The sequence below is a fragment of the Xenorhabdus yunnanensis genome (genome assembly GCF_028598805.1).
Classification (GTDB): Bacteria; Pseudomonadota; Gammaproteobacteria; order Enterobacterales; family Enterobacteriaceae; genus Xenorhabdus; species Xenorhabdus yunnanensis.
The window spans coordinates 21726-46880 of sequence record NZ_JAQRFI010000037.1 but is presented as its reverse complement, the minus strand read 5'-3'; the positions used below and the strand labels follow the sequence as shown (position 1 = coordinate 46880).

Here is a 25155-nt window from a genome sequence, read left to right as displayed (position 1 = left end):
GTGAAACACCGTAGCGCCGATGGTAGTGTGGGGTCTCCCCATGTGAGAGTAGGACACTGCCAGACAGTGAATCAGACAGAGAAGCCATCCGGGTCCGGATGGCTTTTTTGCGTTTGGGGCTTTTATGCCCGCGCAATTTTATTGCTACTTATTCCAGCGAATAGAACGAGTAATAATTAAAACATAAATACAAATAAGTCCGTATTGAGGGATTTTTTTATGATATTTAGTTATTTTTTCGTGTATAAGCGGCCAGTATCGCCCTTTCTGATAATTCCAAATAATCCTTCATTTTTTTAGCCGCTAATTCATTTTCTCCTGAATCAAGCAGTTCCAGAATATGCGCGTTTTTATCAATATAAGGCGCATACAAAAGTTCAGGATCATTCAAGATACCAAAAGCCAGACGGAGTTCTGCGGAGATATTGTGGTAGAAAGTGATTAATCTTTCACTATCAGTTAATTCCACGATCGCAGCATGAAAGCGCATATTTGCTGTTCCGGCACCAATCCAATCTTGTTGTTCGCGGCACTTCTGGGCGACTTCAACGGCTTGTTTCATTTTGGCAATACTAGGGTGCATTGGATAAGCCAGAGCCAGAGCCTGACATTCAATTAGCTGCCGAACTCGATAGATATCAATAATAGATGCAATATCGGGAGTAGCAACAAACACGCCCCGATTAGGTTCATGTTTCAGCAATCCCTCTTGCGTGAGAAGGCGGAACACTTCACGTAACGTATTGCGTGAAATTTCAAGTTGTTCACTGAGTGCTGCTTCAGATAGCCGTTGTCCAGGTAATAACTCCCCAACAACCAGTTTATTTCTTATAGTTTCAGCAATTCTTTTGCTCAAAATCTGGGGAGAATGGTTTTTTTTCATAGTCATCCGTTAGATTTAATGGCTAATAACAAAACACCTTCAAAGTATATAAAAACGAATCTTCACATATTACTCGATAACCAGCAAGTTACAGAGCTTGAACCAACATGAGGCAACATTATTGTGCTTATTGCACCTAAATTGTGCATCTTGGCGTTCAATTCAACAGAAAATGTTAATAAAGTGATCTTTATTGGATTTTAAGGATCGATAACACAATTCTATTTGCTTATTTCCTCATCAGATCTTATTTATTGTTCAACAATATATTCATTTTAACCAAACAATTATTTTTTTTAGTTCCACAATGGTACGAATATTGCCTAGGAAACGATAAATACAATAAAGATGACAGGGGAAAATAGCTTATGGCTATGCAGGAAACAGCAAAACAAGACACGATAAATTTTGTATCAAATCGGCGTTCTTCTTTGATTGCTGCGGTTTTTTTGATGGCGACATCAGCGATTGGGCCAGGGTTTATCACTCAGACTGCTACATTTACTGCGACAATGGGAGCTGCTTTTGCATTCGGCATTTTAGCTTCTATTCTGATCGATTTTGTGGTGCAGCAAAATATTTGGCGAATTGTCACATTAACCAAAATGCAATCAGCTGATATTGCTAATGCTGCTATTCCAGGAAGTGGCTATTTATTGGCTATTTTAGTGATTTTTGGTGGATTAGTCTTTAACGTCGGTAATATTGCCGGAGCTGGATTGGGGCTTAATGCTTTGATGGGATTGGACCCAAAATGGGGCGGATTATTCAGTGCGTTAATGGCTATTGGCATTTTTACCTCCCATAAAGTTGGCGCCGCTATTGATCGCATTATTGTGATATTAGGGGTAATCATGATAGGAATGACCTTGTTTGTTGCGATAGTCTCCAACCCTCCAATAGGAGAAGCCTTACGACAAACCGTGCTACCTGATGAAATCAATTTTGCGACGATAACCACTATTGTGGGCGGAACTGTTGGTGGTTACATCTGTTATGCAGGTGCTCATCGTTTACTGGATAAAGGTGCTGTAGGCATCGAAAACATCAAAGTTGTTTCCAGTGCAGCAACCAAAGGGATCTTGGTCGTCGGCCTGATGCGATATTTGTTATTTCTTGCCATCTTGGGCGTGGTTGCCAGTGGCGTTACACTTGATGTTGCCAGTGAAACGGCAAATCCTGCTTCACAAGCTTTTCAGGCAGCGGCTGGTGAATTTGGACTGCGTATTTTTGGTTTAATCGTTTGGGCCGCGGCAATTACCAGTATTATTGGTGCTGCTTATACTTCCATTTCTTTTTTCAGTGTTTTTCGAAAGCAATTTACTGAGCGTCAGTGCAGCATTGCGACTTTATTTTTTATTGCCATATCGTTGGTCGTTTATCTATTAATAGGAACACCACCAGCCGCTTTATTGGTTTTCGCCGGTGGCTTCAACGGGCTTATCCTTCCTATTGGTTTGACTATCTTTGTTTATGTTGGCTGGAAACGCGCTGATTTGATGACGGGGTATGTCTACCCACGTTGGTTGCTGTGGTCAGGTGCGGTTACTTGTGTATTGACATGGTACATGGGTGCCATGTCTATCGATTCAATCTTTGAGTTTTTGAAATCAGCTTAAGGAAATCATCATGATAAAAACGATCGATTTAAATAGTGATCTCGGCGAAAGTTTTGGTCAATGGCGCATGGGCAACGATGAAGAAATATTGGAGATTGTCAGTAGTGCCAATGTTGCCTGTGGTTTTCATGCGGGTGATCCGGTAGGGATTTTGCAGACATTAAAATCAGCACAAAAAAATAATGTAGTAATAGGTGCCCATGTTTCTTATCCCGATTTGGTTGGCTTTGGTCGGCGTAAAATGGATATAGCCAGTCATGAACTTACCGCCGATGTTATTTACCAGATTGGGGCCTTGCAAGGATTGGCAGCAGCAGTAAGTGCCAGAGTGAGTTATGTCAAACCTCATGGCGCGCTTTATAACACGATAGCGAATGATGAATATCAGGGGCTTGCTGTTATTGAAGGAATTCTTGCTATAGATCCCAACCTTGTGTTAGTTGGTTTGGCGGGATCAAAAATTCTCAAATTGGCTCAGGAAAGAGGGCTGAGAACCATAGCAGAAGCATTTGCTGATCGTGCCTATACCTCAGAAGGAGAATTAGTTTCCCGCCGTGAAGCAGGTTCTGTTTTGCATGATGCGGATCTCGTTGCTCAACGCATGTTGCAATTGGTGACAGAAGGAGGAGTTGAATCAATTGATGGCAAATTTACACCTATTCAGGCGGATTCAATTTGCGTACATGGTGACAGCTCCGGTGCGCTAGAGATGGCAAAACAGGTCAAAACAGTTTTGCAACAGGCGGGAATTACCATTCGAACTTTTATTCATTCATGAATATGGATCGCATTGATACGGTTAATTATTTAGGGAGATAGCCTTGCGTTTTTTACCTGTTAATTGCAATACCATAATGGTTGAATTGAGTGGATTGGCAGAAACACTGGCTCTGCTTGATTCACTGAATATGTCACCTATTTTTGGGGTTGAAGAAATTATTCCGGCAGCGAGAACTTTAATGATTCGTTTTCGGCCGACAAAAATATCAATCCGACAATTGGCGGCAGAAATCAGTGGTCGAGATTTGCAAGAGCGTGGTCATGCAACGGGAAAACGGATAGAAATTCCTGTGCACTACAACGGCCATGACCTCGCACTGGTTGCGGAAATATTGGGGTGTACTGTTCAAGAGGTTATTCATCAACATACCGAAAATGAATATACCGTCGCCTTTACCGGGTTTGCTCCCGGGTTTGCCTATATGGTGTCAAATACTTCGCAATGGAATATACCGCGTCGAAAAACACCCAGAACGCGTATTCCGGCGGGAGCTGTAGCACTTGCGGGGGAATTCAGCAGCATTTATCCGCAGGCGAGTCCCGGAGGATGGCAGATTATCGGTCTTACGACCGAACATATGTGGGATCTTTCCCGCTCATCTCCTGCCTTATTGCAACCGGGTTACCGTGTTAACTTTCGAGATGCCGGATGTTGCCCAGCAACGATCAGTTTGCCCGAAACGCCTATCAATAACATAACGCCTGTTTCAGAGGTTTCTTGTCAGCTAGAAATCTTGTCTGTGGGATTACAAACCTTATTCCAAGATTTGGGGCGCATTGGTCAGGCAAAAGTAGGGATCTCAGAATCTGGTGCAATGGACAAAAGTGCCTTGCGCAGTGCAAACCGTATTGTTGGTAATCCTTCTGATCAAGCTTGCCTCGAAATAGTGCAGGGAGGATTTAAAGCGATCGCACACGGACAAATACTGATTGCCATTACGGGAGCATCATGTCCAATAGAGATAAAAACTCCATCGGGTGAAATATTTCATGTAAATACTTACCAATCGATTGATTTAAACGATGGGGACGAAATTTCGTTGGGTATTCCTGTAGCCGGAATGCGCTCTTATTTATCGGTGCGCGGAGGCTTCATAGTTCCAGCTATCTTATCCAGCCGTTCATTTGATAGCCTGTCCAATATCGGGCCTGCTCCGTTGAAAATAAATGATAAATTAGCGATCAACGAAACATCTCACTGTGCAGCGATATCTTTCTCTGAAAAGCCGGTTTTTGACATGCCAAATAAAGATGAAATCGTGGTATTGGATATCATATTTGGTCCTCGCACAGACTGGTTCACACCAGAATCCATCGACTTATTGAGTAAACAGACTTGGCAAGTAACGCCTCAATCCAACCGTATTGGCCTGAGACTAAATGGTGAGTGCTCACTATCTCGAATTAAGCCACAAGAATTGCCCAGCGAAGGAACATGTACAGGAGCGATACAAATTCCGGCCAGTGGGCAGCCCGTATTATTTTTGGCTGACCATCCATTGACTGGAGGGTATCCGGTCATTGCTTCAGTTGCAGATTATCACCTCGATCTTGCTGGTCAGATCCCCGTTAATGCCAGAATTCGTTTTAATCCCATCTGCCAATTTCATGAAATTCAAGGGAGCAATGATTTGCCATGAACACTACTATAAATAATTTGAATAACCCCTCTAAGAAAGTGCTGATTGCCAACCGTGGTGAGATTGCTGTTCGGATCATTCGGGCTTGCCGTGATTATGGAATACAAACGGTTGCGGTCTATGCGGATGTTGATATCAACGCACAGCATGTTCAATTGGCTGATGAGGCTTATGCTCTGGGTGGAAATAGCCCGGCAGAAACTTACCTCAATATTCCCTGTTTACTGGATGTGGCAAAGCGGTCTGGAGCAACAATGGTCCATCCAGGTTACGGTTTTTTGTCTGAACGGGCAGAATTCGCCAGAGCAGTGATTGATGCTGGCTTAATTTGGATTGGCCCCAACCCTGAAACTATTGATGAGCTGGGTGATAAAGTTAAGGCGCGTAAAATAGCCCAAAAAGTGGGAGCGCCTTTGGTTGTTGGAACCTCAGAACCAGTCAACGATGTGCAGGAAGTTGTTGCTTTTGCGGAACAGCATGGTCTGCCAATAGCCATAAAAGCGGCATTTGGTGGTGGTGGCAGAGGTTTGAAAGTGGCTTGGCGGCTGGATGAAGTTGCAGAACTGTATCATTCAGCAGTACGTGAGGCGACTGCCGCATTTGGGCGGGGCGAATGCTTTATTGAGCAATTTTTGGATAAACCTCGTCATATAGAAGCGCAGGTGATTGCGGATAAACAGGGTAATGTCGTGGTTTTGGGAACTCGGGATTGTTCCTTGCAGCGCCGTAATCAAAAATTGGTGGAAGAAGCCCCGGCTCCATTTTTAACACAGGAACAAAGGGAACGTATTCATCAATCAGCAAAAGCCATTTGTGCAGCAGCTAATTATGTGGGTGCTGGTACAGTAGAATTCTTGCTCAGCACAGATGGAACCCTTTCTTTCTTGGAAGTGAATACTCGCTTACAAGTGGAGCATCCTGTGACAGAGGAGACGACGGGCATTGATCTGGTTATTGAACAATTGCGAGTAGCGGAAGGTTATCCGTTGAGCATTCAAGAAACGCCTATGCCAAGAGGGCATTCGTTTGAATTTCGCATCAATGCGGAAGATGCTGGTAAAGGTTTTTTACCGACATCTGGAACAATCAGCGAATTTACTCCGCCTTCTGGCCCCGGTATTCGTCTGGATTCAGGCGTGGTGAATGGCTCAACCATTCCGGCGACGTTTGACTCATTGATGGCGAAATTAATCGTTACAGGAACAACGCGTGAGCAGACCATTTCCCGTGCCCGTCGGGCATTGCAGGAATTCAAAATTCAAGGGGTGGCATCGGTATTGCCATTTCATCAAGCGGTGCTGGAGCATTCAGACTTTACTTCGAACGATGAGTTTCATGTCCATACTCGTTGGATCGAAACAGATTTTGCCAATGAATTGGAAAGCTCACCACGTCAGACTGTGACGGAAGATAAAAACATCACTCGTACCTTTATTGAAATTGATGGTCGCAGGCATGAGTTGGGATTACCAGCGAATTTATTGGCGGGATTCGTGCAGTTAGCCCCTATGAGTGAGCAATCATTTTCTCTGGCTCAATCTGCTGCAAAGGAAAAAGCACCGATAGATCTTCGTCAGGTAAAAGCGCCAATTTCCGGCATATTGCATTCATGGCTAGTCGCGGAGAATGAACTAGTGAATGAAGGGGATGTGATTGCGGTGATGGAAGCGATGAAAATGGAGATACAAATCAATGCACATCGTTCAGGGAAAATCACCTTCTGTGTACAAGCGGGAGATTATCTGGACGCAGAAAGTGCCCTGGCCAATATAGAGCAGTAACATTCATTAAAAATCAAAAGGGTATAAATTGATTGGTGCCCTTTTGATGTTGCTAAGTTCATGAACTTCATGTGTTCCCACTTCCTACATATAGATACATAATGTGATAGTTTTTTAAAGTTATTTACATTTTCATGGAAATGTAAATAATAATGCTTCTCAATAATATTGCCACTTGAAAATATATGTTCAAAATTACCCCAATTTACACTTGTTTGGCTAAAAATGGTTTGTGTGCACCTTTGATGTCAGCTTCTATGCTTATTGCTATCTCTACTAACGCATTTGCAATCACTGAAAATACCAAACAAAAGTCGCCTGCGACTGGAGATACTCTGGTTGTTATTGCGGATAATAATAGCAATAACGATGGACAGGCAGATCAAAAAGTCAGCAAAAATGAAATAAAAGTCAGACAGCCCCAAAGTGTGGGAGAAATATTAAAGAATGTTCCTGGAGTACAAGCAGGTCACCCTAGCGCTATAGGACAACGTTTTAAAATTCGTGGCATGGATGATCAATTCATCAATGTGACCATTGATGGCGCAAGACAAGAAGGATATCACTTCCATCATGCAGGGAACTACGGCATAGACCCTGAAATGTTAAAGCAGATTGATATCAAGGTTGGTAGTAACAGTATTACTTACGATACAGGTGCTGTTGCTGGTGCGTTGAAATTTGAAACGGTCGATGCTGGTGATTTATTAGAGCCGGGCCAATTATTTGGCGCAAAAGGAAAATTGAACTACGTCAGTAATGGTTCTGAATTCCAACAATCTTTAGCAACATATGGAAGATTGGGGGCCGTTGACTTATTAGGTTACTTTAACCATCGGAATATGAGTAGTTCCAAATCTGGTAGAGACAGCAATGGACGAGATTCAATCCCTACAGATGGAAAATTGTTTAACTATTTATTAAAAGCTAAATTTAATCTTACAGATGAACAATATATCAAAGTATCAAAAGAACATTATAAGAATGATGCAGAAACCAATTTTAGATTAAATTTTGGGCATGATGTAAATGCTGGGAAAAAGGCGAAATACGCTATAGACCGTGATACCCATAATATCACTTATGGCTATACGCCAGTGGATAATGACCTGATTGATTTAAAAGTATCAGCTTATCACACAGAACAAACCTCTACCCATATGAAGCCTGTCAGTGGAAATGGAAGAGGCTTTGATAGCATTGTAGAAACCCAAGGGATTAAAGTTCGTAATACCTCTAGTTTTGACACCTCGAGTGTATTCCATGCTGTAACCTATGGATATGAATATTTTGATACCAGAATGAGATTCACTGAGGTAGAAAAAAATATACATAATAAAGAGTTAGAAAAAGCAGATGCTTCCTCTTTTTATTTAGAAGATGATATTCAGATTGCGGATTTTCATGTGATACCGGGTATTAGATGGGATCATTATAAATATCATACTGTTAATAGAGATGATGAACCTTTTGAGAGAACGTATGCCCGCTTTTCAAAAGCGCTTGGCTTGAAATACGAACTTGGGGCGTCCACCACATTATTTGCCAATTATACCGAACTCTTTAGAGGTCCATTGGGCAAAGAGCTGATGAGATCAACCAATCATGGAAACAATTTAGTAGAAACAACAGGTTATAATTTAGAGACCGGATTGGCTGGTTCTTACTCTGATATTTTTACCGACAATGATTCATTGACTGTATCGGGTAAGGTGTTCCAGACGAATTTCAAAAACTTGTCTACAACATTAGCTAAGAGTGAACTACACAATATCCCGAAAGCCAGACTGGAAGGGTTTGAATTAGCGACTGGCTATAAACTTGATAATTGGTCTTTAAAAGCAACTTACGCCAAAGCCAATAACAAGATTGTTAATGGTAATACGTTGTTTGACAAAGGAACAGAATTTATGCCGTCAGTGGGTGACTCTATGACGGTAGGTGCCAGTTACTTATTTGACCAAACTGACATTGAACTCGGTTGGAATTCCCGATTTGTATCGTCAAAAAATTCAAAGGGTAAAGAGAAAAATAATATTGTCGGCATCCATAAATCTGGATATGGCGTAAGCAATATGTATATCTCTTGGGCACCAAAAACAGGGGTATTTAAAAATACAGAACTCCTGTTTGGTATCGATAATCTCTTCGATAAACGTTACAACGAACATTCTTACTATTTGAAACAGTATCAAGGGCAAGAAGAGAAAGGGAGAACTTATAAGGCGACAGTTTCTTACAAGTTCTAATGCAAATACCTTAAGTATTTCAAATCAACATTTCGTAAAAAGTCTGCGGTTTATCCGCAGACTTTCGCTTAAATGATTTCTACTTGTCTCAATGACAGCGTAAAAACGGTCACTACAGAGTAAAAACCCCAATCAAGGCAACAACACTCAAAATCGCAGCAGCACCATAGAATATCCATTTACTGGCAGGGACATGAATTTGCAGGTCATGCATTCCGTGGTGGATACGGTGCATTCCGCACCACAGCGGCAGGCAGATCATCAGCAGCAAAAAGATGCGACCAATAAAACTTTGGCAAAATGTCAGGATACGCTCATAAGAAAGCGATTCTGGTGCCAGACCGAATGGTATCAGAATGCCCAGCAACAGAATAATTGCAGGGCCAACAATAGCGCTCCACATCCCGCCGGCACCAAACAGACCCCAGAAAATCGGTTCATCGGAACGCTTAGGTACTTGATTCATCAGATCCTCCTTGGGGCTAGAAAAACAGTACAACGCCGAGAATCACGGCAGTAGCAATAATGGTGGTTGCCCATAACAGCTTGATAATCGGCCCGGGTGACATTTTTTCATTTTTGACAATGATATTGAGAGCCTTTGGTGCCAGCTCAAACCATGTTTTTGTATGCAGCAAGGTTGCCAGCAGGGTGATGATATTAATCAACAGCACAGCAGGATGTTGCAAGAAAGAGACAAATCCCGCCCAGCTTTCCGGACCATCTTTCAGGGCAAACAAACCGTAAAGCACCAGCAAGCTGAACCAAACAGTAGGGATAGAAGTACCTTCGCGCAGCATATAAAAGCGATAAAATCCCAGTTTCTGCCACCAATTAGCTTCCATGCCACGTACATAAGGTTTACGTTTTGTCGTCATTACTCTTCTCCTCCCTTATTGTGGTTTCAGTATGGAGATAATGAAATCTTTGGCACTTTCTGCTTTGCTTTGCTGAATGGCCCCCGCTGGATCAACATGCTTCGGGCACACTTCAGAGCAGTAACCAACGAAAGTACAAGACCAGACTCCATTGTCACTGTTGATTTGCGGCATACGTTCTTTTTTGCCGTGGTCGCGGTTATCAAGGTTATAGCGGTGTGCCAATGTGACCGCAGCAGGCCCAATAAACTCAGGATTCAAGCCAAATTGAGGACAGGCGGCGTAGCACAGGCCACAGTTAATACAGCCTGAAAACTGATGATATTTTGCCATTTGGGCTGGCGTCTGCACATTCGGGCCATCAGCGGGTTTGCGATCATTGCCGATAATATAGGGTTTGATGGCTTCCAGACTCTCAATAAAATGAGTCATATCCACCACTAAATCCCGCTCAATTGGGAAATTGCCCAGCGCTTCGACTTTCATTCCCTGGGCATAATCGCGCAGAAATATCTTACATGCCAATTTCGGTACACGGTTTACCATCATGCCGCAAGAACCACAGATTGCCATGCGGCAAGACCAGCGGTAGGAAAGGTCTGGTGCCAGATTGTCCTTGATATAACCCAACGCATCCAGCAGTGAAGTTTGCTCATCGTAAGGCACTTCATAAGTGACGAAATGAGGTTCACTGTCAATTTCCGGGTTATAGCGCATGACTTCCATTTTCAGGTTTTTCATCTCAGCCATTCGCTTGCTCCTTCTGTTGTTTCTCTTGTGCAGCCGCTTCACCCCCATATACTCGCTTCGCTGGTTGAGATTTGGTGATCTTCACATCACTGTATTCCAGTCGTGGGGCACCTTCAGGATTATAGAAGGCCAGCGTATGTTTCAAGAAATTCTCATCGTCACGTTCGGTACAACCCTCATCAAGACGCTGATGGGCACCACGTGATTCTTTGCGATTAATTGCGGAATGCGCCATACATTCAGCGACATCCAAGCCAAAGCCTAATTCGATGGTATAGAGCAGGTCGGTATTGAATACACTGGAACGGTCGCTGATCTCGATGTGCTTGAAACGTTCTTTCAATTCGGCAATTTTGTCGGTGGTTTTCTGCATCAATTCTGGTGTACGGTAAATTCCACAGCCTTCTTCCATTGAAGTCCCCAGTTCATCGCGAATTTTCGCCCAGCTTTCACCACCTTTCTGGTTCAGCAGCTGATTGAGTTTATCTTCGACATCACGGGCTTGGGCATCCAATGCGCTATTATTGGCAGGTTTCATATTAGCGGATTTCACTTCCTGAATATGTTTGACCGCTTCTTCACCGGCCAAACGACCAAACACAACCAGTTCAGCCAGAGAGTTAGAACCGAGGCGGTTTGCACCATGCAGGCCGACAGAAGAACATTCCCCAATCGCAAACAGCCCTTTGATGCGGGTCTCACATTGCTGATTAGTTTCGATTCCGCCCATGGTGTAATGCGCAGTTGGGCGAACAGGAATTGGCTCTTTGACCGGATCAACACCGACATAGGCTTTTGCCAGCTCACAGATAAACGGCAGACGTTCGAGCAGCTTTTTCTCACCTAAATGGCGTAAATCCAGATGTACCACATCACCGCGCGGAGTTGCGATGGTGCGGCCTGCACGCCACTCATGCCAGAATGCTTGAGACACTTTGTCGCGCGGACCTAATTCCATATATTTGTTTTCAGGATGTCCGAGAGGCGTTTCTGGCCCCAAACCATAATCCTGTAGATAACGATAACCATCCTTGTTCACCAGAATCCCGCCTTCACCACGGCAGCCTTCAGTCATCAAAATGCCGGAACCGGGCAGGCCTGTTGGGTGATACTGCACAAATTCCATATCGCGCAATGGGATTCCGTGACGGAATGCGATTCCCATACCATCACCAGTGACAATGCCGCCATTGGTGTTATAACGGTATACGCGACCGGCTCCGCCTGTTGCCATAATGATCGCATTGGCGCGGATCTGAACTTTCGTTCCTTCCATCATATTCAGCGCAACCAATCCGCGTGCTTGTCCTTCATCTACCAAAATATCGAGGACAAAATGCTCATCAAAGCGCTGGATTTGCGGGTACTTGAGGGATGTTTGGAACAGCGTATGGAGCATATGAAAGCCAGTTTTATCGGCGGCAAACCATGTACGTTCAATTTTCATACCGCCGAAACGACGCACGTTCACAGAGCCATCGTCCCTGCGGCTCCATGGACAACCCCATTGTTCCAGTTGGATCATTTCTGTTGGGCAATGCTTGACAAAATACTCCACTACATCTTGTTCGCACAGCCAGTCACCACCAGATACTGTGTCATTGAAGTGAAAGTCATAGGAATCGTGCGATTGGATGACTGCGGCTGATCCACCTTCTGCGGCCACAGTATGGCTACGCATAGGATAAACTTTTGAGAGCAAGGCGATTTTGAGTTGAGGATTGGCTTCAGCAGCAGCGATAGCAGCTCGTAGCCCAGCGCCACCAGCTCCGATAATCGCGAGGTCGACATTGAAGGTTTGCACTGCTTTTCTCCATTGTTCAAGTGAAACAATTTTTCTTGTTTAACGAAGTATTGAAGGTAATTTTTTATGCCTTAACGATTTAGGGGCGATATCTATTACTTTTTGTATGGTTTAAGTATAACGGATTGTTGAGAGCGTAAATTTGATATGAATGCGGGTTTTTGCAGGATTTTGCCGATAAGATGTGAGCTATAGCATGTTTTTTCTCAGTAGTATTATAACTGTAATAAACAATAGCTATTAATTTATGGACATGAATGTAGGGTGATTTATTTTACAAATAAATCATTTAGATATAGTTGAGTTTACTTTTGCACTATCAATATAATGTTAATATATTCTGATTTTTTGTTTCTCAATGAAAAGTGTATGGTAATTAGCTATTCTATTTTATTTCTTTACAGTGGCTAGGTTGTGAATATAGCATAGTTTATGAAATATTATTTGGCTAAGTTATGTTATTTTTATTCTTGTGATGATAATGATTTTTAATTATAACCAGAGATTAAGCAATGTTAGTGGCTAAATAGACTTATTGCCCGAGTTTTCTTGCTATTTTAGTAAATTTAGTGAGTGGTTTTTGCTTTTGTATAAAAAACTATTTTTTATATTTACATTAATGATTTTTATTTTTTATTTATTTTAAAACTCTCTTGATTATAAAAAAATATTTTTTATTTATCTATTGTTAATGTATTATTTAATTACATATTCCATTTAAATAATTAATTTATCTTAAGTTGGTTTTTTGTTGTTATTTTTAATTAATTATGATTGCATATGTAGTTATGTTTACACATGTATGAGTATTACTGGCAGGGCAAAAACTGCTATTCTTTTTTGTTTTCTGCCCTGTCAGATCCGGGTTATTTTTTACATAATGAAAAATTAAAACGGGAAGTTACAGGCAATAAGTTTAAGACAATGAATTGTCTGGCTGACTTGATGCAGGTAAACTGCGCGTTTTGTTTTATTTTGGAGTCATAGGAATATGAACAAAGTCGCGAATTGGCAGCCAAGTGCCCCTATCGCCAATTTATTGAAAAGGGCGGAGATTCTAACAGAAATACGGCGCTTTTTCGCAGAACGTGGGGTGTTGGAAGTTGAAACGCCTGCCATGAGTCAAGCGACTGTCACCGACGTTCATCTGGTACCTTTCCAGACACAGTTCGTTGGGCCGGGAGCGGCAGATGGCTTGACTCTGTACCTGATGACTAGCCCTGAATATCACATGAAGCGTCTGTTGGCAGCCGGAAGTGGTTCCATTTATCAGATGGGGAAAAGTTTCCGCAATGAGGAAGCTGGCCGTCATCATAATCCAGAATTCACCATGTTGGAATGGTACCGTCCGCATTACGACATGTACCGCTTAATGAATGAAGTGGATGATCTGTTGCAACAGATCTTGGATTGCGAAAGTGCCGAATCACTTTCTTATCAACAGGCCTTCATTCGATATCTGAATATCGATCCTCTTACTGCAAGCAAAGAAAAATTGCGTGAAGTGGCGGCGAAACTCGATCTCAGCAATATCGCTGATCAGGAAGAAGATCGGGATACTTTATTGCAACTGCTTTTCGTCATGGGCATAGAAACTCAGATCGGCATTGAAAAACCGACATTTATCTATCACTTCCCCAGTTCTCAAGCTGCATTGGCAGAAATCAGCAAAGAAGATCACCGAGTTGCGGAGCGTTTTGAAGTCTATTTCAAGGGCATGGAGCTGGCGAATGGTTTTCGTGAACTGACGGACAGCAATGAACAGCGTCTTCGTTTCGAGCAGGATAACCGTAAACGTGAAGCGATGGGGTTGCCTGTTCAGCCTATTGATGAATACCTGCTTGCTGCTCTTGCTCACGGAATGCCTGAATGTGCTGGCGTGGCATTGGGAGTGGATCGTCTGATTATGCTGGCATTGGGTGCTGATCGGATTAGTGAAGTGATTGCTTTTCCTGTGGGTATCTCGTGACAATATTATTTATGTCATATACCCAGTTCCGTTAGTCTCGATTGGAGCAGTCCAAGACTGCCCCTTTATTTTTACATTATTTGGCTTTTATATTATCTGCACTGCTTATTTATGTTCGTGATGTTTTTTCAGAAACTTCACTGCCAAATCAGGAAAATCTGTGAATGCGCCATCGACATTAGCTTTGTTGAAAACGATATCGAATAATTGGTCGCCGCTGGTGGCATATTTTGGCAATTGATCGATACGGATGGTGTACGGGTGTACCACCAAATGGCTGGCGTGAGCCTCTTTCACCATGCTGGTCAACTTAATGTTGTTTGGCTTAGAGTCACTGGCAATAAGCATGTGGTAATCAGGGCCAATTCCATCAGCATATTTTGCCACTTCTTTCATCGCACCAGGTTTAAACATCCAGTCATAGCTATAATTCTGCCATGTGCCATCTGGTTTTTGTTCGTAAGTTTCCTTCCAGTCGGTGTAAGCGATAAGCTGAACCAGTTTCAGATCCATTCCCAGTTTCGGCTCTAGCTCATTTTTGATGCGTTTGAGTTCATTGGCATCAAAACATTGCAGGTAAACTTTATCGCTCTTTTTGGTGTAGCCATATTGTTTCAGGACTTCCAGCACCTTGTTTGTGATATCTTTGCCTTCCTGACGATGGAACCAGGGTGCTTTGATCTCAGGGTAGATGCCAATGTCTTTGCCCATGGACTTATTCAGTCCTTGAATAAATTCAAGTTCTTCCTGAAAGGTATGAATGTGGAAATCTGATTTCCCCATCGGGAAACGACCAGAATAGCTTTGAACTTTTTTGCCATTCTTGATATCAAAACCTTCAGTAAATTTCAGTGATTTAATTTCTGGCAGGGTAAAGTCGATGGCATAGTAGCGACCGTCAGCACGGGCACGGTGTGGAAAACGTTCTGCGACATCTGTTACGCGATCAAGATAATGATCGTGTAAAACAATGAGCTGGTCATCTTTAGTCATTACCAGATCTTGCTCAAGATAATCAGCACCTTGTGCATAGGCCATTGCTTTGGCGGGTAATGTATGTTCAGGCAAATAACCGCTGGCACCACGATGGGCGATAACTATTTTATCAGCAGCAGCATACGCAATGCCTGACATTGATGATGCTAACAGAATGCCAGCTATGATTGCCTTGATGGGGGTCTGCATTGGGATTCTCCATATATTCTAATAAAAATATTAAACAAGAAATTATACTGCTGATCATTTCACTGATTTTTTATCATCAGCCAGAAGAATAGGGTGATTATTCAGATTGCTTTTTATATAAAATAATAGCGTAATACAATCCTGAGTATTGGTTTTACCAGAAGTATGTCACAGTTTTATGACATAAAATTTTTTCTTTAGATTCTGTTTATGATTAGCCTTATCCTATCTGTTATTAAATGAACAAAATCATAAGATAGAATCGATTTTTTTATATTTAAATAATAGTAGAATAGCCACTGTAAATCATATGAATGGGCGGCAATAAAGTAAGAAATATTTACCATTACTAATATGGGAGACAATGTGAAACCTTCACGATCACTTCAGTTGAACATTCTGAAACCTGAATACATCAAAGAAATGGAAAAGGACGAAGTTAATTATGTTCATGGTACAACATGGTACAAATAGTGCTGCTTTATTAGGTATTTTTCGGTTTAACGCGTTACTACCAATGAAAGATTTAATGGAAGAGCATTGGTTTGCAAGATATAAAAACAGAGCATTTCATTCAGGAGAGCATGGGAATACAATATGGTCATATAAGGCCAGCCGTTATCATAATCAGATAGATGAGCCTGATAGATATAGAGCATGTGATGGAATATCTCTTTATAAAGTATGCGATGTAAAACAGTGTGTAAATTATGCGAAATATAGAATGAATAATGGCACTAATATATCAGTGATTCTTGAGTTTAAGATTAAAGAGTCTGAAAGTACTATTGTTTTTTTGGAAGGAGAACATCCTTTTTTTAGAGGGAGGCTAAGTGTTTAGAAGAAAATATCTGTAAGGTGAAAGAAAACAACATATTTATAAATGCATAAGATGCTTAACTACTTTGGTTTTAAATGTTCAGTATTAATAATGAGATCGCAGTACAATTTTATTGTACTGCGATTGATATAGTTATTAATTAATGTCTTTTTGTTATATCACTGACCTTGACGGGCAATTTCCTGCTTGTGCTTATTTTCACTTAACATGACAAACAAAAGCAGGATAACAGAGAGGGCGCTACCGCCGATCATAACCATAAAGCCGCCATCCCAACCAAAGAAGTCAACGGTGTAACCGACGATGATACTGGCTGCAACCGAGCCACCCAGATAGCCGAACAAACCGGTGAAGCCCGCTGCTGTCCCTGCTGCTTTTTTCGGTGCCAGTTCCAGAGCGTGCAGTCCGATCAGCATGACTGGGCCATAAATCAGGAAGCCGATAACCAGCATACAGAGCATATCAATATTCGGGTTACCCGCAGGGTTCATCCAGAACACGATAGTCGCGATAGTGACGAGTACCATGAAGAATACGCCAGTTGCACCACGGTTGCCTTTGAACACTTTGTCAGACATCCAGCCACACAATAATGTACCCGGAATACCCGCATACTCATACAGGAAGTAAGCCCAGGAAGACTTATCCATGGCAAAGTGTTTTACTTCCTTCAAGTAAGTTGGTGACCAGTCAAGAATACCGTAGCGCAGCAAATATACGAATACGTTGGCAATTGCGATCATCCACAGCAATTTGTTCGGCAAAATGTACTGCATGAAAATTTCTTTTGCTGTCAGTTCCTTTTCGTTTTTTTCCGTATAATCAGGCGGATAGTCGTTTTTGTATTCTTCTATTGACGGTAAACCACAGGATTGCGGTGTATCGCGCATTAAGGTGAAAACGATTATTGCCACGAGAATCGCTGCAAATGCTGGCATATAAAACGCGGCTTTCCAGTCATTGAACCAAGCCATACCCAACATGAACAGTAATGGTGGAATGCCTCCGCCAACGTTATGAGCACAGTTCCAGACAGAAACAATTCCGCCACGTTCTTTCTGTGACCACCAGTGAACCATGGTGCGACCACAAGGAGGCCAACCCATACCTTGGAACCAACCGCAGAGGAACAGCAAGACAAACATGATAGCAATGCTGGAGGTTGCCCACGGTACAAAACCCATAAACAACATCACTGTGGCTGCCAGTATCAAGCCCGCAGGCAAGAAAACACGTGGATTCGAGCGGTCGGAAACGGAACCCATGATGAATTTTGAGAATCCGTATGCAATTGAAATACCTGATAGCGCAAAGCCAAGATCCCCTTTAGAAAAGCCTTGCTCGATCAAAGATGGTATGGCTAACGCAAAGTTTTTTCTTACCAAGTAGTAAGCTGCATATCCAAAGAATATCCCCATAAAAATTTGCCAGCGCAAGCGACGATAGAGTGGATCTATTTCTTGCGCGGGCAACCGAGCCTTATGAGGCGTCGGTTTGAAAATACTTAACATATTTGTCTCCACGTGACTTTTGTATGAGCGCATCACCACCATTAAACAGTGATGTTGTTAAATGAAAATTTAAGCTATTTATTTTCTTTATCGAAGAGTATATTAGCTAAAATAACCTTATATAACTGTGAGGTATCGCTAATATCATATAGATATTATTTCGTAAAGTTGACGATTTTGAGTGATTTAGTACTTTTTAAATATAATTTATTTATAATATCGTGAAGCTTGTCACAATAAATGGCTTTATTTTTTATTTTTGTACATTTAAAGTTCGTTTATGTTCTTTATCAAACAAAATCCCATTATTACTAAGGGGGTCTTTACTGATGCAGTAACCATAGTTTATATGAACATAAGTTATGTAAACATAGTTATATGAGTGTAGTTATATAAATATAATCCACACAAACATTACTACTATAAATGTAATACACGAAAACATTACTGTTATAAATGTAATCCACAAAAATATTATTATTATAAATGTGTTCTAATAAAATAGATGGCAGCGTTCTCCTGCCTGTTGTTTTTAACAGGTTGTACTCTTTGTCTGATGATGTTATTTAAATAATATTTTATTTATTAATGTAATTTGCTTTTTATTTACATGTTTGGCGTTTTTTATAACGCAGTTATAAATAAAATGTTTGAAATTAAAATTCAAAATAATAGATATTACTATAAATAGTTATTCATGCTCATGGCAGCAGTTTTTAAGTAGGGCTGGATGACTGTTTATGTAGTAAATATAATAATATCAAGTTGTTATATGTATGGTTGCAGATTGTATAGGCGTAATACACTCTGTCTTCCAATTAATAATTAGATGTATATAAGTTGATTGTTTGATTAATAAAAGATTACAAATTAATACTAATTAATATATTTATTAAATTCGCAAAATTTTTTTTGCAATTTATTTTTCTATCTCAGTTAATGTCAACGTAAGGTATTTGAAAATACTGAATGTAGGCGGCAACTGGAAGATAACGACTACCTGCATCAATGCCTCCATTCATCACTAAAAGTGATGGAATCAATGAGGCTCAGAATGAGAACTTCATTATGAATACTTACACACACAAGGCAATATTACACACAGCATTTACTACTGGGCAAAAAAACTCTCCTGCTGTTGAAACAGAATTCAATAGTAATATCAGTCAGATGACAGCAGAGTTAGAACCGTGGTTTCAAAACGTTCCTTCTCGGTTGGCTGAGCTGGCAAAGAGTATACCAAATGACATAGCTGTTTCTGATCCACATGAAACGTTGACATTTGGTGAATTAGATCAGCGGATTGAGCGCGCGGCACATGTTTTGCGTTACCACGGTGCCAAAATGGGTAGCAATGTTGCCATTGCGGCCCAGCGGGGTATTTTATGGTTTGTGACCATGCAGGCAATTTGGCGAATTGGGGCGGTGTATATCCCCCTGAATACCATGATGCCGGAAAAGCGCCTGAATGATATTCTCGCCAGTCTGCCGGAAAGTATTCTGGTATCAGATGATACTGTGTCGGCGGGGCTTAAGGCGTCAATATTAATTCCTATGGATGCTATCTTAAATAGCAGAACTCCAGCCAAAGGAGCAGAGAATAGTGATATCCCTGCGCTGGGTGATCATCCTGCTTACGTAATGTTCACTTCTGGCTCTACAGGATTGCCAAAAGCTGTACAAGTACAACATGACAATCTGGCCGCTTGCCTATGCGGATTCGGCAATCTGTTGTCAATCAGTCAGCGTGACCATATGTTGGCGTTGACGACGTTCTCGTTTGATATCTCCGTTCTGGAACTACTGTTGACCGTAGTGCATGGTGGCAGTATCTACATCACTTCAATTGATACTCAACGTGATGCAATGGCGTTGTCTGAAATACTGTCGAACTCACGATTCACTTTCGCCCAGGCAACACCGGTGACGTGGTCAATGGCCCTGAATGCTGGCTGGAAGCCTCGCCCAGAAATGGGCATGCTTTGCGGAGGAGAAGCGTTGTCACAAGATCTGGCAGATCAACTGACAGCTACCGGAGGCACACTATGGAACCTTTACGGTCCAACGGAAACAACCATCTGGTCAACCGCGTTCTGCATGAAAAAAGGTGATAAAGTTCAATTGGGTGGCCCTATTCCGGGCACCAGTATTACGATTGTGGATAAACATTTGCGACCTGTTCCCAAAGGAACTGTGGGAGAAATTCTCATCGGTGGATTAGGTGTGACCGCAGGTTATCGCAATAACCCGACTGAAACTGCGAAAAGATATGTTCCCGACATGGCACAAAAAGGTAAAAGGGCCTATTTGACGGGGGATATGGCACGCATGCTTGAAGATGGCTCCTTCATTTATATGGGGAGACAAGATGATCAGGTGAAAGTGAGGGGATATCGAATCGAGTTAGGTGAGATAGAAATTGCATTGAGAAAACAAAATGGCGTACAGGATGCCATTATCCGAGTCTCTGGCAGTGGTGACTTTGCCAAAATCCAAGCGTTTGTACTGTTCAGCCCTAATCTGGTTGTGCCAGGGGATTGGGTGCGCGAGACTCAGGTTTCTCTCAGGGAAGTACTGCATGAAGCCTGGATACCTACCGAATATTACCGCATCCCTTATATTCCGCTGACAAGCAGTGGCAAAAGAGATAAAAAGCGGTTGGAGGAAGTCGCGGAACGATTAAATGCCAGCCATGACGTGGTACAGCCACGAACTGAAACTGAAAAACGCGTTTATGATATTTGGAGTAGCTTACTGGCGACGGATGTATTTGGTATCAATGATGATTTCTTCCAAATCGGGGGACACTCTATCCTTGTCGCCCGCATGGTAGAACACATTGAAAAAGCGTTTTCAATGAGGATTCCGATTTCCGGTATCTATGTTGAGCCGACCGTTGCCAGAATAGCATCCATTTTGGATGAAATGATGGTTGCACGTCAGGCAAATCCTGCTCAGCTCGTGGGAACATATCATAGTGAAGCATTAATTCGCCAGCATGCGGAGACGCTCAGGAATGACGTTTACCTGAAAGAAGGAGTTCGTCCTGATGGATTGGTTCATGCCAATTGGTATCAGCCAGACAAAGTATTGCTGACAGGCGCGACTGGATATCTTGGGCTGCATTTGCTGGAGCAATTGCTGAAACAAACCTCGGCCAGAGTCATTTGTTTATGCCGTGCATCTGATACAGAACATGCTCGTGAAAGAATCAAGTCTGGATTCAAAAATTACCATATTGATGTAGGTAACAAACTTGATCGTGTAGATTTTGTTATCGGTGATTTGGGACAGCCGCGTTTTGGTTTATTGCCGGAATCATGGGCACAATTGGCAGAAGAGGTTGATGTTATTTACCACAACGGAGCACTGGTTAATTTCATCTATCCTTATAGTGCCTTGAAAAGCATTAACGTTGATGGTACTCGAACCGTGCTGGAGTTGGCCTGTACTACACGCTTGAAACATTTTCACTATGTCTCTTCTGTAAACGCACTGTTTGCTACAGAATCACCTCGTCCTTATATGGAAGATGATCGTGCCATGAGTGAGTCGGTTCGTGATCCTTCCGGTTATTCGGGAAGTAAATGGGTATCTGAAGGGATAATCAATATTGCCCGTCAAAGAGGTGTTCCTGTCAGTATTTATCGGCCAGGACTGATTCTCGGACATACCCGTACAGGGGCTGCACAGGGGAATGATTATCTGATTGCATCCTTGAAAGGTTATCTGGCAATGGGCTGTTATCCCGACCATGCTCTGTTGCTTGATATCGTGCCGGTTGATTATGTGGCGGCTTCACTGGTACATATCTCCAAGCAGTCGGAGTCCAATGGGAAATTCTTTAACTTGTTTAATCCAGAGCAGGTATCTATCCGGCAATTTTTCGACTGGGTGCAGGATTTTGGTTATATCCTCAACCCTGTGCCATTTAATGAGGGTAAAGATAAGATCCTTGCGCTAGATGATACTCATCCATTGTATCCCTTGATCCCACTGATCAGAGATACGACAGAAAGACCTTATCGTGCATTAGATCCGGCTTATGTTGATGAAATCCATCCTGAACTGGAGCTGAAGAATACGTTGGCAGGGTTAGCGGGAAGTGATATTCGTTGCCCAACAATTACCGCAGAGTATGTTCATCAGGTACTGCGTTACCTGATTGGTATTGGGTTCTTGCCAGCAGTTCTTTCAGAAAGTTTCAAGAAGGAGGCTGTAGCATGGAACGGTTAACCGGAGATAATGTCATGAATTGGATGGTTGTCATTAATGATAAAAAGCAGTATTCAGTCTGGCCTGTTGAGTATGAAATCCCGCTGGGATGGATGGCAATCTGCAGGACAGGAACAAAAGAAGAATGCTTGAGTCATATCGCTAAAATTTGGCCGGAGCCAACAAAATAGATATCGCTGGTCGACATAGTTAATCGAATACAGTTATCGAATACAGTTATCGAATATAGTTAAGCGAATTATGGGCACGTCCTTACGGGACATGCCCATTTTTTATTTGCACCTGTCATCAGTGCAGTAACTAGCTTAAAACCAATGCGTCATCTGCTGGATAAGACGTTGAAGATTGATCATCGGCGTGAACTGCCAAAATATTCCTTTGGGACATTTCGTGGTAGCGACTTCCTCCAGTTGCACTTTTGCCTTGCACGGGTGCTGGATTCAGCAGAGTAAGTTGCGGTTGGTGAGTCAATTAGGTATGCTATTCGCCTCATTTTGTGAGGCGAATAGAGTTGTTATTTGCCTCACAAAATGAGTAGAATAGTTCGACTATAGGCGTCATAAGGTGAAATTCAATGTGGATATGGGAACAAGAAAATTGGCCTAATTTCCAATGGAATGAGCATGCACTGAAACCTCTATTACGGGAAATTCATTTTAATCAAGGGTTGTTATTAGGAAAATCTGACATTGAAAGTACAGAACAAGCAACGCTGGACAATCTTCTTGCTAATATTCTTTATTCTTGTGAAATAGAAGGTGAAAAGTTAAATGCATTATCAGTACGCTCTTCATTAGCAAATCGATTAGGGATCAGTGAAGTTAAACCCTATCCAACCAGTGAACAGTCCGATGGTATGGCAGAAATTGCCTTAGATGTAGTCGAAAGATATAACGAACCATTGGCATTGAAACGTATCTTGAAATGGCACGAATTGATGTTTCCCGCAGGTCATACTTTGTTTAATCCTATCAAGGCTGGTCAGTTGCGTCATGGAGGAATAGAGGTCGTTTCCGGCAGAATAGATAATCCTATTGTTCATTTTGAAGCTCCACCTGCCGAAAAATTGCAGGAAGAAATGACAAAATTTCTTGTCTGGTTCAATCAAACCCGTCATGAATTCAATCTTGATCCAATCTTGCGCGCAGCTATCGTACACTTATGGTTTGTTACGTTGCATCCAATGGAAGATGGTAATGGACGTATTACTCGATTCCTGACTGATTTAGTATTGGCACAAGGAGAAAGCCGTTCTATTCGGTTTTATGCTATGTCAGTGAGTATTTGTGAACGTCGTAAGCAATATTACGAAATACTGGAGCAAACTCAGCGCAGTGGCTTAGATATCACCAATTGGATGGTGTGGTTTCTACAAACACTTAATAGCACGCTTATTGATAAATTGCAGCAAATTGAGAGTACAGTGAAGAAGACCCGATTTTGGCGTCGTGTCGATCAAAGCCAATTAAGTCAGGAGCAAATAAAAGTATTGAATAGAATGTTGGATGGTGATTTTCAGCAAGGTATCAATAGTAGCCAGTATCAGAAAATTGCTAAAGTTAGTCGTGCAACTGCGACCCGACATTTAAAACATCTAATAGAACTCAGTTGCTTGGAAAAAACTGAAGCTGGTGGTCGTAGCACACGTTACATTATTCATCATGTTTGAGTCTATTATTAAGAAAATAGCGGCAGTATAAAAAAGTGGAAGATTAATTGAGAGAAATCTTTAGGGCGGGAAACTCCCGCCCTACAATTGCTGAATCATTTTCGCAATCATTTATTTTCACAACCACTTATTTTCTCAATCACTTAATACAGCCAATCCTTGCCCATTCGGTCTGCGGCCAGTATCGCGGCGTAAACCTGCTCTGGTGTCACAACAAATGGCATATTGTGAATGGTTTCACCTTCGGCACAGCTTGCGATGGCGACTTGCATGATTTTCTGATTCAATTTTTCATCATCACGTAAGCCCAATTGCTCCAGCGTGACTGGCAGGCCTACTTGTACACAGAAATCGAGTACCGTTTCCAACTCTTCACTTGTGCTATTTTCCAATATCAATTGTGTCAGAGTACCAAACGCGACTTTTTCGCCATGATAGAGATGATGACATTCTTCCAGCACGGTGAAACCATTATGGATGGCGTGAGCCGCTGCCAGACCTGCACTTTCAAAACCAATGCCGCTGAGATAGGTATTTGCCTCAACAATATTTTCTACTGCTGGTGTACTGACGCCTGCTTCGACCGCCAATTTTGCTTTGTAACCTTCTGCCAGCAAAGTGTCATAACACAGTTTTGCCAACGCCAGACCTGTGGTAGAGGTTGCCCCGCCAGCCATGGTCGGTTTGTGGGCTGCGCTGCTGGCCCGCGCCTCAAAGTAGGTAGCGAGCGCATCTCCCATGCCTGCGACAAGTAGCCGAACCGGCGCTTTGGCGACGATATTGGTATCCATCAGCACGATATTGGGATTTTGTGGATATAACAGATAACTGTCGAATTCACCGAGTTCAGTGTAGAGGACAGAAAGGGCACTGGTCGGTGCATCCGTTGAAGCAAGAGTAGGAGAAATAATCACGGGTATTTTGGATTCATATGCAACAGCTTTGGCAGTATCAAGCGTTTTTCCTCCCCCGATCCCGATGACAGCCTGACATTGATGTTTCAACAGAATGGCAGACAAGCGATGGATCTCATTGCGGCTGCATTCACCGTTGAAAAGCTCGAAATGGCTGGTAATTTCGTGTTCTTCTAAGCTTTTGCTGACGGTATCCCCAATAAGATTCATGACGAAATTATCAGCAATCACGAAGACGTGGTCAGCAAGCGTTTTGGTGTATTGACCAATGTGAAATAACGCACCTGGCCCCTGAATATATTTGGATGGAGACTGGATCACTTTCAGCATAAGAAATATTCCTTCTTCACTGGAAATTAGGCATGGAGTGTCACAATACTGGCATGGAGCAGGCTACGAACAGTTTCATACCAAAGTCTGTGTTTACCTGTCCATCAACACTATAT

18 protein-coding genes are annotated in these 25155 nt (G+C 42.2%); 10 read left to right on the top strand and 8 right to left on the bottom strand.

Annotated elements, in window-relative coordinates:
- Positions 1-226: 226 nt before the first annotated feature.
- On the bottom strand, positions 227-883 hold the full coding sequence (locus tag PSI23_RS14840) for a GntR family transcriptional regulator (protein WP_373567339.1): 657 nt from the start codon (positions 881-883) through the stop codon (positions 227-229).
- A 368-nt stretch (positions 884-1251) separates the two neighbouring features.
- Here PSI23_RS14840 and PSI23_RS14835 point away from each other — a divergent pair, with 368 nt between their 5' ends.
- The 5 genes from PSI23_RS14835 to PSI23_RS14815 all read left to right on the top strand — a co-directional run bounded on the left by PSI23_RS14835 (position 1252) and on the right by PSI23_RS14815 (position 8952).
- Positions 1252-2502, top strand: coding sequence for an NRAMP family divalent metal transporter (locus PSI23_RS14835; protein WP_273555811.1), 1251 nt, complete (start codon positions 1252-1254; stop codon positions 2500-2502).
- 10 nt (positions 2503-2512) lie between these two features.
- Positions 2513-3280, top strand: coding sequence for a LamB/YcsF family protein (locus PSI23_RS14830; protein WP_273555810.1), 768 nt, complete (start codon positions 2513-2515; stop codon positions 3278-3280).
- A 43-nt stretch (positions 3281-3323) separates the two neighbouring features.
- Complete coding sequence (locus PSI23_RS14825) at positions 3324-4922, top strand: 5-oxoprolinase subunit B/C family protein (protein WP_273555809.1); 1599 nt, start codon at positions 3324-3326, stop codon at positions 4920-4922.
- Positions 4919-6703, top strand: coding sequence for an ATP-binding protein (locus PSI23_RS14820; protein ID WP_273555808.1), 1785 nt, complete (start codon positions 4919-4921; stop codon positions 6701-6703). Before PSI23_RS14825 ends, PSI23_RS14820 begins: the two co-directional genes overlap by 4 nt.
- A 185-nt stretch (positions 6704-6888) precedes the next feature.
- Positions 6889-8952: a TonB-dependent receptor domain-containing protein gene (locus PSI23_RS14815; RefSeq protein ID WP_273555807.1), complete on the top strand. Its 2064-nt coding sequence runs from the start codon at positions 6889-6891 to the stop codon at positions 8950-8952.
- A 112-nt stretch (positions 8953-9064) separates the two neighbouring features.
- Here the strand turns inward: PSI23_RS14815 and frdD are convergent, their stop codons facing one another.
- Genes frdD through frdA form a run of 4 tightly spaced genes read right to left on the bottom strand, consistent with a single transcriptional unit; the run spans position 9065 to position 12384 of the window.
- Entirely contained in the window at positions 9065-9418 is a 354-nt protein-coding gene (gene frdD / locus PSI23_RS14810; RefSeq protein ID WP_273555806.1) for a fumarate reductase subunit FrdD, read from the bottom strand.
- A 16-nt stretch (positions 9419-9434) separates the two neighbouring features.
- Complete coding sequence (gene frdC, locus PSI23_RS14805) at positions 9435-9830, bottom strand: fumarate reductase subunit FrdC (protein WP_273555805.1); 396 nt, start codon at positions 9828-9830, stop codon at positions 9435-9437.
- A 15-nt stretch (positions 9831-9845) separates the two neighbouring features.
- The gene (locus PSI23_RS14800) at positions 9846-10580 is read right to left on the bottom strand and encodes a succinate dehydrogenase/fumarate reductase iron-sulfur subunit (protein WP_086108087.1); all 735 of its coding nucleotides are present in this window, start codon (positions 10578-10580) and stop codon (positions 9846-9848) included.
- The gene (gene frdA, locus PSI23_RS14795; protein WP_273555804.1) at positions 10573-12384 is read right to left on the bottom strand and encodes a fumarate reductase (quinol) flavoprotein subunit; all 1812 of its coding nucleotides are present in this window, start codon (positions 12382-12384) and stop codon (positions 10573-10575) included. The genes PSI23_RS14800 and frdA overlap by 8 nt, the downstream gene beginning before the upstream one ends.
- Positions 12385-13375: 991 nt before the next feature.
- Here frdA and epmA point away from each other — a divergent pair.
- Positions 13376-14353, top strand: coding sequence for an elongation factor P--(R)-beta-lysine ligase (gene epmA, locus PSI23_RS14790; protein WP_273555803.1), 978 nt, complete (start codon positions 13376-13378; stop codon positions 14351-14353).
- A gap of 105 nt (positions 14354-14458) precedes the next feature.
- Here epmA and glpQ read toward each other — a convergent pair whose 3' ends face one another.
- The gene (gene glpQ / locus PSI23_RS14785; RefSeq protein WP_273555802.1) at positions 14459-15538 is read right to left on the bottom strand and encodes a glycerophosphodiester phosphodiesterase; all 1080 of its coding nucleotides are present in this window, start codon (positions 15536-15538) and stop codon (positions 14459-14461) included.
- 445 nt (positions 15539-15983) lie between these two features.
- Here glpQ and PSI23_RS14780 point away from each other — a divergent pair, with 445 nt between their 5' ends.
- On the top strand, positions 15984-16379 hold the full coding sequence (locus tag PSI23_RS14780) for a hypothetical protein (protein ID WP_273555801.1): 396 nt from the start codon (positions 15984-15986) through the stop codon (positions 16377-16379).
- A 158-nt stretch (positions 16380-16537) separates the two neighbouring features.
- Here the strand turns inward: PSI23_RS14780 and glpT are convergent, their stop codons facing one another.
- A complete protein-coding gene (gene glpT / locus PSI23_RS14775; RefSeq protein ID WP_273555800.1) occupies positions 16538-17890 on the bottom strand; it encodes a glycerol-3-phosphate transporter in 1353 nt (450 codons plus the stop codon).
- A 1068-nt stretch (positions 17891-18958) separates the two neighbouring features.
- Here glpT and PSI23_RS14770 point away from each other — a divergent pair.
- The 3 genes from PSI23_RS14770 to PSI23_RS14760 all read left to right on the top strand — a co-directional run bounded on the left by PSI23_RS14770 (position 18959) and on the right by PSI23_RS14760 (position 23795).
- Positions 18959-22126, top strand: a complete 3168-nt coding sequence (locus tag PSI23_RS14770; protein ID WP_273555799.1) for a thioester reductase domain-containing protein — start codon at positions 18959-18961, stop codon at positions 22124-22126.
- Positions 22114-22296, top strand: coding sequence for an MbtH family NRPS accessory protein (locus PSI23_RS14765; RefSeq protein ID WP_273555798.1), 183 nt, complete (start codon positions 22114-22116; stop codon positions 22294-22296). The genes PSI23_RS14770 and PSI23_RS14765 overlap by 13 nt, the downstream gene beginning before the upstream one ends.
- 404 nt (positions 22297-22700) lie before the next feature.
- Positions 22701-23795: a Fic family protein gene (locus PSI23_RS14760; protein WP_273555797.1), complete on the top strand. Its 1095-nt coding sequence runs from the start codon at positions 22701-22703 to the stop codon at positions 23793-23795.
- A gap of 143 nt (positions 23796-23938) precedes the next feature.
- Here PSI23_RS14760 and PSI23_RS14755 read toward each other — a convergent pair whose 3' ends face one another.
- Entirely contained in the window at positions 23939-25039 is a 1101-nt protein-coding gene (locus PSI23_RS14755) for a glycerol dehydrogenase (protein ID WP_273555796.1), read from the bottom strand.
- Positions 25040-25155: the final 116 nt, after the last annotated feature.

Excerpts from the sequence above, each read along its gene's own strand:
- PSI23_RS14840 (WP_373567339.1), bottom strand. The coding sequence starts at position 883 with ATGAAAAAAAACCATTCTCCCCAGATTTTGAGCAAAAGAATTGCTGAA.
- PSI23_RS14835 (WP_273555811.1), top strand. The coding sequence starts at position 1,252 with ATGGCTATGCAGGAAACAGCAAAACAAGACACGATAAATTTTGTATCA.
- PSI23_RS14830 (WP_273555810.1), top strand. The coding sequence starts at position 2,513 with ATGATAAAAACGATCGATTTAAATAGTGATCTCGGCGAAAGTTTTGGT.
- PSI23_RS14820 (WP_273555808.1), top strand. The coding sequence starts at position 4,919 with ATGAACACTACTATAAATAATTTGAATAACCCCTCTAAGAAAGTGCTG.
- PSI23_RS14815 (WP_273555807.1), top strand. The coding sequence starts at position 6,889 with ATGTTCAAAATTACCCCAATTTACACTTGTTTGGCTAAAAATGGTTTG.
- frdD (WP_273555806.1), bottom strand. The coding sequence starts at position 9,418 with ATGAATCAAGTACCTAAGCGTTCCGATGAACCGATTTTCTGGGGTCTG.
- frdC (WP_273555805.1), bottom strand. The coding sequence starts at position 9,830 with ATGACGACAAAACGTAAACCTTATGTACGTGGCATGGAAGCTAATTGG.
- PSI23_RS14800 (WP_086108087.1), bottom strand. The coding sequence starts at position 10,580 with ATGGCTGAGATGAAAAACCTGAAAATGGAAGTCATGCGCTATAACCCG.
- epmA (WP_273555803.1), top strand. The coding sequence starts at position 13,376 with ATGAACAAAGTCGCGAATTGGCAGCCAAGTGCCCCTATCGCCAATTTA.
- glpQ (WP_273555802.1), bottom strand. The coding sequence starts at position 15,538 with ATGCAGACCCCCATCAAGGCAATCATAGCTGGCATTCTGTTAGCATCA.
- PSI23_RS14780 (WP_273555801.1), top strand. The coding sequence starts at position 15,984 with ATGTTCATGGTACAACATGGTACAAATAGTGCTGCTTTATTAGGTATT.
- glpT (WP_273555800.1), bottom strand. The coding sequence starts at position 17,890 with ATGTTAAGTATTTTCAAACCGACGCCTCATAAGGCTCGGTTGCCCGCG.
- PSI23_RS14770 (WP_273555799.1), top strand. The coding sequence starts at position 18,959 with ATGAATACTTACACACACAAGGCAATATTACACACAGCATTTACTACT.
- PSI23_RS14765 (WP_273555798.1), top strand. The coding sequence starts at position 22,114 with ATGGAACGGTTAACCGGAGATAATGTCATGAATTGGATGGTTGTCATT.
- PSI23_RS14760 (WP_273555797.1), top strand. The coding sequence starts at position 22,701 with ATGTGGATATGGGAACAAGAAAATTGGCCTAATTTCCAATGGAATGAG.
- PSI23_RS14755 (WP_273555796.1), bottom strand. The coding sequence starts at position 25,039 with ATGCTGAAAGTGATCCAGTCTCCATCCAAATATATTCAGGGGCCAGGT.